The following is a 12,477-nucleotide window of genomic DNA, read 5'->3' on the forward strand; positions in this document are numbered from 1 at the left end:
GCTGGCGTATTATGCCAGTTGCGATTATAATACCCGACTAAAATACAAAACTATTAGAGGCAACTATGGAAACCATTGAGAGAATTAAGCAACAAATTAGTGAAAACCCAATTCTGCTTTATATGAAAGGCTCACCTAAATTTCCTTCTTGTGGCTTTTCAGCACGTGCAGTTGAGGCTCTCATTCATTGTAAAGTCCCGTTTGGTTATGTGGATATTTTGCAAAATCCAGATATTCGGGCGGAATTACCAAATTACGCCAACTGGCCAACGTTTCCACAATTGTGGGTAGAAGGTGAGTTAATCGGTGGATGTGATATTATTATGGAAATGTTCCAACAAGGCGAGTTGCAGCCACTCTTAAATGAGGTTGCACAAAAGCATCAGAAAGAAGAACAAGCCTAAAAAGCGAAAGTGCGGTTAAAAAACCGCACTTTTTATTTAATCTAAGCTAATAAACTCAAGTGGTAGTTTGCACAAGGTTGCGAGCAGTTGTTGTGCCATCACTTTTTGACTAAGCGGAGATTTTTTCTCTATCAAAACGGCACGTTTAATGTTTTGCAATTCAAAGCCACTCATAATTAAATGATTAATGGCAACTTGTAAGGCATTTAGACTCGGATTAAATGCAGCATTTTCGGCATAGCTTCCCCAAAAATAGAAATTATCTTCCGTTTCTAACGCCACGCCTGCAAATGCGCCGCTATAAGGTGCGTGACTGATATTTAATCCAGCTAATGCGGCTTCATGCAATGGATCTTCACAGAGGAATAAATAACCATTATCACGCGGTAGCAGCAAGCGTTCATTGATGTTTAAATCATTTGGTCCAAAGCTATGCGGTAGAAACGTTTTGAGCGCATTGTTTGGATTTTCGGGTAAGTTAATGATTAAGCCATCAGCTTTATTTAGCTCATTCATAAATTGCCGACAATGCCCGCAGGGTGCGTAATTTACTGAAATTTCACGCAGTGCAGTTTCGCCACGAATCCACGCATGGGCAATGGCACTTTGTTCAGCATGCACCGTTTGTTGAATGCAACTGGCTTTAAATTCAAGGTTAGCCCCAAAATAAAATGCGCCACTTTCGCCAATGGCAATTGCACCCACATTAAAATGTGAGATTGGGGTGTGGGCGTAGGCACTGGCAATAGGGAGTAATTCAAGCGATAACTCCCGAGCGGTGAGATTAAATTTGTCACATAAATGATGCACTACAAAGTGCGGTAGGTAAGCATTAAAACGTTGCTCGGTCAACAACGTGAACACAGTTTGGGCTAAAGGCTGATCCTTGAGTTGTAAACAGGCTAACCGCACTTTATCTGAAATGTGTTGATCTTGTTGATAATGATTTGGCATAACACTCCTCATTGTTGTTATTATTTCGAAATATAGTACGCTAAATTACAAAAAAGGTCTTTGAAAAAAGACCTTTTTGTGAGATTCATCAATAATAGAAAGGCTGATTGCTTATTTTTTGCGAGTTAGCCAAAGACTGATGGTAACTAAAACGAGAGATAAAATAATCATCAAAAATGCCAAGGCATTAACTTCAGGCGTTACGCCCGTTTTTACCATAGAGAAGATTTTCAATGGCAAAATTTCATAACTAATTCCACTGACAAATGAAGAGACCACCACATCATCAAGGGAGATAGTAAAACTTAAAAGCCACCCAGAAACAATCGCAGGCATGGCCAGCGGTAGGATAATTTTACCTAAAATTGTTAATTCACTTGCCCCTAAATCTTTTGCTGCCTCTAGCATTTTTATATCAAAACCTTTAAGGCGCGATAAAATCGTAATCACAACATAGGGCAGACAGAAAGTAATATGGGCCAATAATAGTGAGGTAAATCCGAGTTGCATACTAAATAGCATAAACAAGGCTAAAAGCGATACTGCCATCACAATATCAGGTGACATCATGACGACGAATAGCATGCCCCCGACAAATTGTTTGCCACGGAAACGGTAGCGATAAAGTGCGATTGCGGTTAGCCCACCAATGATGGTCGCCATTGTTGCAGCAAAAAATGCAATCGTTACTGAATGGATAGCTGCTTGAATTAAGGTATCATTCTGCGCTAAATTATCATACCACTTCCATGTAAATCCCTTCCAACTCAAACCATAGCGGTCTTGGTTAAAGGAGTTGATAATTAAAATAAGAATTGGGATATAGAGATAGCTATATACCAATAACATAAAACCGCCGCGTAAATATTTGCCCATTATTCTAACTCCGGTTTTTTGTTAAATAGTTTTCCTGCACGGTAGTAGATGTAAAGCATTAACGCCATCAAAATTGTTAAGCCAATACTAATAGCAGAACCGAATGGCCAATTACGTGAAACTAAAAATTCATTTTTAATCACATTTCCAACCAAGAGAATTTTTGAGCCACCTAATAGATCAGCAACATAGAACATTCCCATCGCGGGTAAAAGCACCAGCAAGCAGCCTGCAATAATGCCGGGCATTGTGAGTGGCAAAATAATTTTAATAAACCGTTGAACCGCATTAGCTCCCAAATCTTTAGCAGCTTCAAGTAAACGCCCATCCAATTTTTCAATTGCCGAGTAGAGAGGCAAAATCATAAAGGGCAACAAAATATAAACAAGCCCGATAATGACCGCACTTTCTGTATTGATGATACGAATAGGAGCATCAATAATGCCTAAAGACATCAAGGTGTTATTCAGCACGCCACGTGCACCAAGAAAAATCTTCATGCCATAGATGCGAATAAGTGAATTTGTCCAAAACGGCAAAATGACCATAAACAGCAGTATTGGACGGTATTTTTGCGGTAAGCGTGCGATAAAAAAAGCAAAGGGGTATCCCACAATAAGGCAAATAATGGTGGCAATACCCGACATATATAGCGAGTTCCAAATCACTTTCGCATAAAGCGGATCAACCAGCCGTTTATAGCTGTCTAACGAAAAGGTAAACTCAATTAATTCGCTACTATTACGGGTTAAAAAGCTTGCACCAAGCACTAAAAGGTTTGGCACAAGGATGAAAAAAATTAACCATGCGAAAATGATCGCAACGGTCATCGTTTGAAAATTACGCGTTGTTATCTTCATCTTCTAGCACCACTTCCCAGCTTTCAACCCAAGTGATCGCCACTTTTTGGTTTAATGAGTGATCGACATCAGGGTCATCTTCATTGAAAAACTCACTGATTAGCACAATTTTACCGTTTTCCAATTCTATGGTGGAATCCAAGGTCATACCTTTGTAGTTGCGCTCTCGAACAAAACCGATTAAGCCGTTGCCTTTTTCACCGTTATTGACCTCTTCAAGGCGTAAATCTTCAGGACGCAATAGCACCTTTAGTTTGCTTCCAACATCAAAGGCTTGCTGAGCATAAATATCACAAATGCGTCCTTCTACATTAGCACGTAAGCGGCGATCATCGATGCGTTCAATAACGGTTGCATCAAAAATATTGATCTCACCAATAAAACGAGCCACAAACAGTGAGTTTGGCTCTTCATAGATTTCTCGTGGCGTACCATCTTGTTGTAATTTGCCTTCACGCAACACAATAATGCGATCAGACATACTCAATGCTTCTTCTTGGTCATGAGTCACAAAAATAAAGGTAATGCCAAGCTGACGTTGTAGTGCTTTAAGTTCATTTTGCATTTGCTTACGCAAATTATAATCTAGGGCAGAAAGGGATTCGTCAAGTAGGAGTACTTTAGGCTTATTTACCACGGCACGCGCAATTGCAACACGTTGTTGTTGTCCACCTGAAAGTTGAGCAGGTTTGCGCTCAGCGTAGGCTTCCAGTTGCACCATACGCAATGCTTCCATTACACGAGGTTTAATGTCCGAGGCTGGCACATTTTGCATTTTTAAACCAAAAGCAACATTCTCAAAAATGCTCATATGCGGGAACAGGGCATAGCTTTGAAAGACAGTATTTACGGGGCGTTGCTCGGCAGGTACGTTGCTAATATCTTGCCCATCAAGAATAATTTGCCCACTATCTAGAGATTCAAAGCCTGCAATCAGGCGTAAAATAGTCGTTTTACCGCAACCAGATGGCCCTAAAATTGTGATAAATTCCCCATTATTAATGGATAAAGAAAAATTTTCGATGATCACTTTGCCATCATATTCTTTCCGAATAGCGCGCAGTTCAATGACAGGCGCAGCGTTGACACGATTTTCCACTTTCTTTGGTTTCCCCCTATATGATTGCTAGCAATCATGTATCGTTTCAGTTAAATGCAAAGGCGTAAGAATACCACAATTGAATTTAAGATGACAAAAATTTCCGCGTATTTTGCGCTTGATTTTGTCAGTTTTTTTAAAAGAACAAAAGTGCGGTTTTACTTATTGATTTTATTGTGTTTTTTATATACTTGCTGGAGGCTAAAAAAGGGGCGGTAATATTTTGCTTAAACGCACTTGCTATTTTATGGTAGAATCCGCGCAAATTGGCGATAACAAAATGATCTTAAGGTAATAATATGAAAGAAATTGATGGTGTATTAACTGCACCAAATGCACGCATTGCAATTGCTATTGCACGCTTTAACAGTTTTATTAATGACAGCCTACAAGCGGGTGCGGTAGATGCACTAAAACGTGTAGGACAAGTAAAAGATGACAATATCACAATTGTGAAAGTACCAGGTGCATATGAATTGCCGTTGGTTGTTCGCCGTTTAGCTGCGACAGGGAAGTATGATGCCATTGTTGCATTAGGCACTGTTATTCGGGGTGGCACAGCGCATTTTGACTATGTTGCAGGCGAGGCGGCTAGCGGGCTAGGGCAGGTGGCAATGTTAGCTGATTTACCCGTGGCGTTTGGCGTATTGACGACGGAAAATATTGAGCAAGCCATTGAGCGAGCGGGTACAAAAGCAGGTAATAAAGGTGCAGAAGCCGCTCTGGTTGCGCTTGAAATGATCAGTGTGTTAGACCAAATTAAAGCAGGAGCATAATATGAGCAAAATTTCTCCTCGTCATCGTGCTAGAGAATGCGCATTGCAAGCATTATATTCTTGGTTAATGTCGCAAAATGATGTTGCTGATGTTGAAGTGGCATTCATGCTAGAACAAGAGATGAAAGATGTCGATGTGCCTTATTTCCGCACGTTGTTACAAAATACGGTGCAGTATGAAGATGAATTAAAAGCACACATTGAACCGCACTTAGATCGCACATTTAAAAGCCTTGACCCCATTGAGCGCGTATTATTATTGATGGCGACTTATGAGCTGACATACCAAGATGTGCCGTATAAAGTGGTCATTAATGAAGCGGTTGAAGTGGCGAAAACCTTTGGGGCAGAGGATGGGCATAAATATATTAACGGTGTGTTAGATAAAATTGCACAAACGCAACAAAATAAATAAATCGTCCTGCTGTTTAAGGAGTACTTGTGTCAGAAAGCAAGGTGGAATTTGATTTAATCAAACGCTATTTTAGTGCATCGCGTCGTAGCCCACGGCGCGATGTAGTGCTATCAGTGGGCGATGATTGTGCTATCTGTGAAGTGCAACCCAATCAGCACCTTGCCATCACCACGGATACGATGGTACAGGGTACACACTTTTATTCAAACATAGATCCTGCGGATTTGGCTTACAAAGCAGTAGCCGTCAACTTGAGCGATCTCGCATCAATGGGGGCTGAACCTGCTTGGGTAACATTAGCATTGACACTTCCTGAGGTTGATCACCTCTGGTTAGCACGTTTTAGTGAGAGTTTTTTTGACATACTTGATCACTATAATGTGGATTTGATTGGGGGAGATACAACCCGTGGTGTGCTCTCTGTTACGATTTCAGCCCATGGGTTATTGCCACGGGATAAAGGCATTTGTCGCCACCAAGCGCATAGTGGTGATTGGATTTATGTTACAGGCTCATTAGGCGATAGTGCAAAAGGTTTTTCTTTATTGACAGAAGGCAAAAATAAAACCAATTGCACTGTTGATGAATATTATCTTATTGAGCGTCATTTGCGACCAACGCCACGTGTGTTATTTGGGCAGACAATCGTACCATTTGCGAGCGCAGCAATTGATATTTCTGATGGATTATTGGGTGATTTAGCACATATTGTCGAACGCAGTAACGTTAGCGCAGTAATTGATATGAATAAAATTCCGCTTTCCCCACAACTACTTAATACAACAACGCTTGAACAGGCTCAAACGTTAGCTCTCACAGGGGGCGAAGATTATGAATTGTGTTTTTGTGTACCAGATACGTTACGAACAAAAATGGAAAAAGCCTTAACGCACATTGGTGTGCCGTACACATGTATTGGGCAAATTCGCCCAGCAAAAATGGAAAGTGCGGTATTGTTACAACGTAACGGAGAAATTATTCCAACGCCAATACTTTCTGGCTACGATCACTTTGGAACGCAATGATGACAAAACGACCTGAGTTAAACAAACTATCTTTTAAAAATCCGATTCATTTGGCAGCAATTGGCTTTGGAGCAGGATTAATTTACCCCGCCCCTGGCACATGGGGAACATTAGCAGGCTGGCTGATTGGAGTAGCCATTTTAAGTGTGTTTAATAGCGTAAGCCTGCTTATTCTTGCTGTTATCGCTTTCGCCATCGGTGCAAAAATTTGTGGGCAAACCGCACTTGATATTGGTGTACACGATCACGGTTCAATCGTGTGGGATGAAATCGCTGCTATCTGGCTAGTGTTGGCGTGTTTGCCTGAATCAACCGCACTTTGGTATATTATCAGTTTTATGCTATTTCGCTTTTTTGATATTCTCAAACCGTATCCAATTAAAGCCTTTGATCGTGCGCTACACTCGGGGTTTGGCATTATGATTGATGATACGCTTGCCGCCTTGTTTAGCCTGATCGTGATTTATATCACTCATTCTATATTTTTCTAAGAGACTGCTATGTTGTTCGCACTCAAAATTTTAGTCATTCATACCATTGCATTGATGAGTCCTGGACCTGATTTTTTTTATGTTGCACGCAAATCGCTCGCTGAACCCCGCAGCAACGTAGTTTGGGGGATTTTAGGTATCTGCGCGGGTTTAAGCGTGTGGGTTATCGCTAGCATTATAGGACTTTCCATTTTATTTGCGATCTATCCCGCCATTCAAAGTGCGGTTTGGCTGGCTGGTGGAATTTATTTAAGTTATCTGGGGATGAAATTATTGCGTGTGCGAAATAGTATTACGCCCGAACAATTTACGCTAAAAGCAAAGAAGAGCAAAAGCAAAATCGGTTTCGCCCATTTTCGCCAAGGGCTATGGGTCAATCTTTCTAATGCTAAGGTGCTGATTTTTTTCAGTGGGATTTTTTCTATGTTAGTGGCAAACCTAAATGCGTGGTGGGTTGGATTTGTTGCTGTCATGATTGTATTTGAAAGTTTTGTCTATTTTTATCTCGTTGCTCGACTGTTTTCACTCCATGCTGTAAAACAATTTTATTTTAAATATAGCCGTTATATTGATAACCTCTGTGGGTTGGTTTTTCTCAGTTTTGGATTGTTTTTAGTGTATAGCGCATTGAACACGGGTGTATCACCTTAAAAAAGAAAACCCGATAGCCAAAAGGGGCATATCGGGGGAGGTCTTACATAAGTAAAATGTAAAAAGACAACTGCATTTGCAGTGCACTAGCATTAATTAAGACTTAAACGAATGAGAAAAGTTCATCATATAATGCAAAAAAATTTAATTTTTTATAACTGATTGAATTGTATCGATAATACCTTGTGCATCTAGCCCAAGATCTGCCAGTATTTCAGCTGGTTCACCTTGTGGGATAAATTCATCAGCAAAACCAAGTGATAACAACCGCACTTGATGTGCACTATGTAATGCAACGTGGTTGAGATATTCTCCCACCGCACTTCCTGCACCACCTTTTAGCGCATTATCCTCAATGGTGACAAATAATGAATGTGTTGCTAATAAGACATCAATCGTATTTTCATCCAGCGGTTTAACAAAGCGCATATCCACCAGTGTCGCATTAACATATTCAGCTGCCTGCATGGCGTGTGGTAATAATGTACCAAAATTCAATATCGCAATATTGACACCTGTACGTATTATGCGTGCTTTTCCAATTTCCACTGTTTGTAAGGGCTGTAATTCACAGCCTGTAACGTTGCCACGAGGATAGCGTACCGCACTTGGTCCTGTGTGATGAAGCCCTGTATAGAGCATTTGACGGCATTCATTTTCATCACTCGGTGTCATAATTACCATATTGGGAATGCAACGCATAAAACTAATGTCAAATGCGCCTTGATGTGTTTGCCCATCTGCACCGACAATGCCTGCACGATCAATTGCAAATAAGACCGGCAGATTAGGAATAGCCACATCATGAATTAATTGATCATAAGCACGTTGTAAAAAAGTAGAATAAATAGCTACGACGGGCTTAAGCCCAGCGATAGCAAGCCCTGCTGCAAATGTTACTGCGTGCTGTTCTGCAATGGCAACATCAAAATATTGATCAGGGAAACGCGTGGAAAACTCCACCATGCCTGAGCCTTCACGCATCGCAGGGGTAATGCCAATCACGTTTTTATCATGTTCTGCCATTTCACATAACCAACGACCAAAAATAGCAGAATAGGTGGGCAGTTGTGCCGTTTTCTTCGGAAGTTGTCCGAGCGTATGGTCAAATTTGGGTACGCCGTGAAAACCAATAGGGTCCTTTTCCGCAGGAGCATAACCTTTCCCTTTTTTGGTCATGATATGCAAAAATTGTGGGCCGCTCAGATTACGCATATTTTTCAGGGTTGAAACCAATTCGTCCACATTATGCCCGTCGATTGGACCAATATAATTAAAACCTAACTCCTCAAAAAGTGTGCCGCCAGGCGAAACAAAGCCTTTTAAGTGCTCTTCCGTTTTTTTCACAAAGGCTTTTATTGGTGGCAATCCTGAAAGGAGGCTTTTGCTTCCTTCTCGAATAGAAGAGTAGAACGAACCTGAAAGCAAGCGTGCTAAGTGATTATTTAATGCGCCGACATTTTCAGAAATTGACATTTCATTATCGTTTAAAATCACCAGCATATCCGTGTGTAGCGCACCAGCATGGTTCAGAGCCTCAAATGCCATCCCCGCGGTAATGGCACCATCGCCAATCACACAGATGGTTTTACGATTGGCATTTTCTTTTTCTGCTGCAATAGCAATGCCTAAACCCGCACTAATGGACGTGGAAGAATGCCCAACTGAAAGCACATCATATTCACTCTCACCACGCCAAGGAAAGGGATGCAACCCCTCTTTTTGGCGAATCGTATGCATGCGATCGCGTCTTCCTGTTAAAATTTTATGCGGATAGGCTTGATGCCCAACATCCCAAATCAGCTGATCAAAGGGGGTGTTGAAGACATAATGCAACGCAACGGTTAACTCTACTGTACCTAGCCCTGATGCCAAGTGGCCACTACTTTGACTGACAGATTCAAGCAAAAAGGCTCGCAACTCATCACACAGTTGTGGAAGCTGTTCACGCGACAGAAGACGAAGATCATCTGGTGTATTAATAGTCGATAATAAAGGATATTTTTGCATAGTTGGATTATAACGAGAATTCAAGCAAACATAAATCACAAAATCTTACTTCATTGCATTTAATGCTGATTTAATTATGACGCACAATGATAAAATCTGCCAACGCAGAAAGTGCGGTCGTATCTAGCCCAATCTGTTGTAGCGCGTGCAACGCTTGCTTAGCTTGCGTGGTCAAGGCTTGCGCTTTATTTTGTGCGCCTTCAAGCCCTAATAATTTGGGATAAGTGCTTTTATCGTGAGCGAGATCGGATCCTGCATCTTTGCCAAGCGTAGCACTGTCGGCGGTAATATCTAAAATATCATCTTGTACTTGAAATGCCAGCCCAATTAGCGTAGCAAAGCGACGCAAATGCTGCTCGATGTTCTCATTATGAAAGTGCGGTGAACAGAGGAATCCCATTATGACCGCGCACACAATCATTGCGCCCGTTTTATTTTGGTGAATACGTTCTAAAAATGCCAAATCCACCGCTTGTTGTTCAGCAAATAGATCCAGTGCTTGCCCTAAACACATGCCTTGCACGCCAGCACTTTGGGCTAATATTTGTATTAACCGCACTTTTTGTTCCGCACTCACACCTGGGGTGTGGCATAAGAGTTCAAATGCCCAACTTTGTAGCGCATCGCCTGCTAAAATCGCAGTAGCTTCGCTAAATTCGATATGGCAGGTATTTTGCCCACGTCGCAACGTATCATTATCCATTGCGGGCAAATCATCGTGGATTAAGGAATAACTATGCACCGCCTCAACGGCCGCTGCGGCATAATCAAGACTGGTAAGTGGGGCTTGCAACATGAGCCCTGTGCAATAGGTTAAAAAGGGACGTAAACGCTTCCCACCAAGCAATACACCATAACGCATAGCATCTGCCAACGGGGCTGGATTCGAATCCATGATCAGTTTTTGCTGTAAAAAATCATTAACACGCGTGCGAAAGTGCTGTAAGTCCGCTTGAAAATCATAGCTCATTGAATTAATCCATTTCTGTTGCGGTAGTCGATTGTTTGCGTGAATTTTCATCATCAACAAAGTCTGCTAATGGGGCAACCGCACTTTTATCAAGCAAAATTTTCACTTGTTGTTGCGCCTGTTGTAAGCGTTGTTGCCCAGCTTGTGCAAGCCCAACGCCTTTTTCAAACTCCATTAATGCTTTTTCGAGCGGTAAATCGCCATTTTCTAAACGTGCAACGATCGCCTCTAGCTCGCTAAGTGTGCTTTCAAAATCCAAAGAAGTTGCTTTTTTCGCCATAATGATTTCTCAATTCTCCGTTTTTCGTCTATTGTACTTGAGTTTACAGAATTTGTCGTTTTTTTTAGATGTTAAACCTATTTTCAGGTACAATATGCCCATTTTTGACAGCCAGATGCAATTATGAAATTTATTATCAAACTTTTTCCCGAAGTCATGGTGAAAAGCGATTCGGTGCGTAAGCGTTTCATCAAAATTTTAACCAGCAATATCCGCAATATTTTAAGTAAACAGGACGATAGCGTCGCAGTAGTGCATCATTGGGATTACATTGAAGTGCGGTCAAAAGATGCGACAAAGCGGCATATATTATTGGATTTTTTACAACGTACGCCCGGTATTCACCATATTTTGGAGGTTGAGGGGATTCCTTTTGCTTCCATGCACGATATTTTTGAATATACCTTAAAACACACGCGTGAACAGTTAGAAAACCGCACTTTTTGTGTGCGTGTAAAACGGAAAGGCAAGCATGCGTTTAGTTCTCTTGATTTAGAACGTTATGTAGGTGGCGGATTAAATCAGCATATTGAGAGTGCTAAAGTGCGGTTAAAAAATCCTGATGTTACGGTCAATATCACGATTGAAGATGATCACATGTTGCTGGTGAAAAACCGTTTTGAGGGCATCGGCGGTTATCCGATTGGCACACAAGAAGATGTGCTCAGCCTGATTTCAGGTGGCTTTGATTCGGGCGTGTCGAGCTATATGTTTATTCGTCGTGGTTCCAAAGTGCATTACTGCTTTTTTAATCTTGGCGGGCAAGCTCACGAAATCGGGGTGAAACAGATGGCGTATCATATTTGGTCTCGCTATAGTTCATCGGTTAAAGTGCGGTTTGTTGCCATCAATTTTGAGCCTGTTGTCGCTGAGATTTTAGAAAAAATCGACAATGGACAAATGGGCGTGGTATTGAAGCGTATGATGGTGCGTGCGGCTAGCCAAGTGGCACAGCGTTTTGGCATCCAAGCTATCGTCACAGGGGAGGCACTTGGGCAGGTATCTAGCCAAACGTTGACCAATCTGCGTTTAATCGATGAGGCTGCCAGTGTGCTGGTTTTGCGTCCACTCATAACGCACGACAAACCAGATATTATCGCGACTGCACAGGCAATTGGTACGGATGAAATTGCAAAATCAATGCCAGAGTTTTGTGGGGTCATTTCAAAAAATCCGACGGTGAAAGCGATTCCTGAACGCATTATAAAAGAAGAAGCCAATTTTGATTTTAGCATTTTAGACCATGCCGTTGCGCAAGCGCAGTATGTTGATATTCGTGATATAGCACATGTTGATAAAAGTGCGGTTGGCGATGTGGAGATCGTATCTCACGTTAATACAGGCGAGATTGTTATTGATGTTAGAAGCGATGACGAGCGAGAGGAAAAACCCATTTATTTACCAAACTGTGAGCTGCTAGGGATTCCCTTTTTTAAACTGGGCACGGCGTTTGCTACATTGGATCGCAGTAAAACCTACTTACTGTATTGTGAAAAAGGGGTAATGAGCCAGTTACAAGCGCAATTTTTGCAACAACAAGGTTATAGTAATGTCAAAGTGTTACGCTTGAGCTAAATACAAATGCTGAAAAATAGTGCTACGCAAGCACAGTATTTTTTTGTACAATAAATATTCTTATTTTCAAACACGAGTAAACAGCCTTCAA

The 12,477-nt window shown here is 41.5% G+C and carries 14 protein-coding genes; 7 read left to right on the forward strand and 7 right to left on the reverse strand.

Going from position 1 to position 12,477, the window contains the following annotated elements; genetic code table 11:
- Window positions 1-65 precede the first annotated feature (65 nt).
- On the forward strand, window positions 66-404 hold the full coding sequence (gene grxD, locus HPC40_RS03440; protein WP_208118087.1) for a Grx4 family monothiol glutaredoxin: 339 nt from the start codon (window positions 66-68) through the stop codon (window positions 402-404).
- Between the two features lie 36 nt (window positions 405-440).
- Here grxD and cdd read toward each other — a convergent pair whose 3' ends face one another.
- The 4 genes from cdd to potA form a co-directional block, all read right to left on the reverse strand.
- Entirely contained in the window at window positions 441-1,358 is a 918-nt protein-coding gene (gene cdd, locus HPC40_RS03445; RefSeq protein WP_208118088.1) for a cytidine deaminase, read from the reverse strand.
- Window positions 1,359-1,469: 111 nt separating this feature from the next.
- Window positions 1,470-2,234, reverse strand: coding sequence for a spermidine/putrescine ABC transporter permease PotC (potC, locus tag HPC40_RS03450; RefSeq protein ID WP_208118089.1), 765 nt, complete (start codon window positions 2,232-2,234; stop codon window positions 1,470-1,472).
- On the reverse strand, window positions 2,234-3,094 hold the full coding sequence (gene potB, locus HPC40_RS03455; protein ID WP_208118090.1) for a spermidine/putrescine ABC transporter permease PotB: 861 nt from the start codon (window positions 3,092-3,094) through the stop codon (window positions 2,234-2,236). Before potB ends, potC begins: the two co-directional genes overlap by 1 nt.
- Complete coding sequence (gene potA / locus HPC40_RS03460; protein ID WP_208118091.1) at window positions 3,075-4,193, reverse strand: spermidine/putrescine ABC transporter ATP-binding protein PotA; 1,119 nt, start codon at window positions 4,191-4,193, stop codon at window positions 3,075-3,077. Before potA ends, potB begins: the two co-directional genes overlap by 20 nt.
- 299 nt (window positions 4,194-4,492) lie before the next feature.
- Between potA and ribH the strand changes: the two genes are divergently transcribed.
- The 5 genes from ribH to HPC40_RS03485 are packed head-to-tail and all read left to right on the forward strand — an operon-like array spanning window position 4,493 to window position 7,551.
- Window positions 4,493-4,969 (forward strand): 6,7-dimethyl-8-ribityllumazine synthase, encoded by a 477-nt coding sequence (ribH, locus tag HPC40_RS03465; RefSeq protein ID WP_208118092.1) that lies wholly within the window; start codon window positions 4,493-4,495, stop codon window positions 4,967-4,969.
- A gap of 1 nt (window position 4,970) precedes the next feature.
- A complete protein-coding gene (nusB, locus tag HPC40_RS03470) occupies window positions 4,971-5,384 on the forward strand; it encodes a transcription antitermination factor NusB (RefSeq protein WP_208118093.1) in 414 nt (137 codons plus the stop codon).
- 26 nt (window positions 5,385-5,410) lie between these two features.
- The gene (gene thiL / locus HPC40_RS03475) at window positions 5,411-6,409 is read left to right on the forward strand and encodes a thiamine-phosphate kinase (protein WP_208118094.1); all 999 of its coding nucleotides are present in this window, start codon (window positions 5,411-5,413) and stop codon (window positions 6,407-6,409) included.
- A complete protein-coding gene (locus HPC40_RS03480) occupies window positions 6,409-6,900 on the forward strand; it encodes a phosphatidylglycerophosphatase A family protein (protein WP_208118305.1) in 492 nt (163 codons plus the stop codon). The genes thiL and HPC40_RS03480 overlap by 1 nt, the downstream gene beginning before the upstream one ends.
- Before the next feature lie 9 nt (window positions 6,901-6,909).
- Window positions 6,910-7,551: a LysE family transporter gene (locus tag HPC40_RS03485; RefSeq protein WP_208118095.1), complete on the forward strand. Its 642-nt coding sequence runs from the start codon at window positions 6,910-6,912 to the stop codon at window positions 7,549-7,551.
- A 144-nt stretch (window positions 7,552-7,695) separates the two neighbouring features.
- Here the strand turns inward: HPC40_RS03485 and dxs are convergent, their stop codons facing one another.
- The 3 genes from dxs to xseB all read right to left on the reverse strand — a co-directional run bounded on the left by dxs (window position 7,696) and on the right by xseB (window position 10,811).
- The gene (gene dxs, locus HPC40_RS03490; protein WP_208118096.1) at window positions 7,696-9,561 is read right to left on the reverse strand and encodes a 1-deoxy-D-xylulose-5-phosphate synthase; all 1,866 of its coding nucleotides are present in this window, start codon (window positions 9,559-9,561) and stop codon (window positions 7,696-7,698) included.
- A gap of 70 nt (window positions 9,562-9,631) precedes the next feature.
- Window positions 9,632-10,531, reverse strand: a complete 900-nt coding sequence (gene ispA, locus HPC40_RS03495; protein WP_208118097.1) for a (2E,6E)-farnesyl diphosphate synthase — start codon at window positions 10,529-10,531, stop codon at window positions 9,632-9,634.
- A gap of 4 nt (window positions 10,532-10,535) precedes the next feature.
- Window positions 10,536-10,811 carry an exodeoxyribonuclease VII small subunit gene (xseB, locus tag HPC40_RS03500; protein ID WP_208118098.1) on the reverse strand — a complete coding sequence of 92 codons (276 nt, stop codon included), beginning with the start codon at window positions 10,809-10,811 and terminating at the stop codon, window positions 10,536-10,538.
- A 123-nt stretch (window positions 10,812-10,934) separates the two neighbouring features.
- Between xseB and thiI the strand changes: the two genes are divergently transcribed.
- On the forward strand, window positions 10,935-12,386 hold the full coding sequence (gene thiI / locus HPC40_RS03505) for a tRNA uracil 4-sulfurtransferase ThiI (RefSeq protein WP_208118099.1): 1,452 nt from the start codon (window positions 10,935-10,937) through the stop codon (window positions 12,384-12,386).
- Window positions 12,387-12,477: the final 91 nt, after the last annotated feature.

This window comes from Spirabiliibacterium falconis, from assembly GCF_014885015.1.
In the GTDB taxonomy this organism is placed as follows: domain Bacteria; phylum Pseudomonadota; class Gammaproteobacteria; order Enterobacterales; family Pasteurellaceae; genus Spirabiliibacterium; species Spirabiliibacterium falconis.

What these genes read in the sequence shown, in the direction of transcription:
- grxD (WP_208118087.1), top strand. Translation starts at nt 66, where the DNA reads ATGGAAACCATTGAGAGAATTAAGCAACAAATTAGTGAAAACCCAATT.
- cdd (WP_208118088.1), bottom strand. Translation starts at nt 1,358, where the DNA reads ATGCCAAATCATTATCAACAAGATCAACACATTTCAGATAAAGTGCGG.
- potC (WP_208118089.1), bottom strand. Translation starts at nt 2,234, where the DNA reads ATGGGCAAATATTTACGCGGCGGTTTTATGTTATTGGTATATAGCTAT.
- potB (WP_208118090.1), bottom strand. Translation starts at nt 3,094, where the DNA reads ATGAAGATAACAACGCGTAATTTTCAAACGATGACCGTTGCGATCATT.
- ribH (WP_208118092.1), top strand. Translation starts at nt 4,493, where the DNA reads ATGAAAGAAATTGATGGTGTATTAACTGCACCAAATGCACGCATTGCA.
- nusB (WP_208118093.1), top strand. Translation starts at nt 4,971, where the DNA reads ATGAGCAAAATTTCTCCTCGTCATCGTGCTAGAGAATGCGCATTGCAA.
- HPC40_RS03480 (WP_208118305.1), top strand. Translation starts at nt 6,409, where the DNA reads ATGACAAAACGACCTGAGTTAAACAAACTATCTTTTAAAAATCCGATT.
- HPC40_RS03485 (WP_208118095.1), top strand. Translation starts at nt 6,910, where the DNA reads ATGTTGTTCGCACTCAAAATTTTAGTCATTCATACCATTGCATTGATG.
- dxs (WP_208118096.1), bottom strand. Translation starts at nt 9,561, where the DNA reads ATGCAAAAATATCCTTTATTATCGACTATTAATACACCAGATGATCTT.
- ispA (WP_208118097.1), bottom strand. Translation starts at nt 10,531, where the DNA reads ATGAGCTATGATTTTCAAGCGGACTTACAGCACTTTCGCACGCGTGTT.
- xseB (WP_208118098.1), bottom strand. Translation starts at nt 10,811, where the DNA reads ATGGCGAAAAAAGCAACTTCTTTGGATTTTGAAAGCACACTTAGCGAG.
- thiI (WP_208118099.1), top strand. Translation starts at nt 10,935, where the DNA reads ATGAAATTTATTATCAAACTTTTTCCCGAAGTCATGGTGAAAAGCGAT.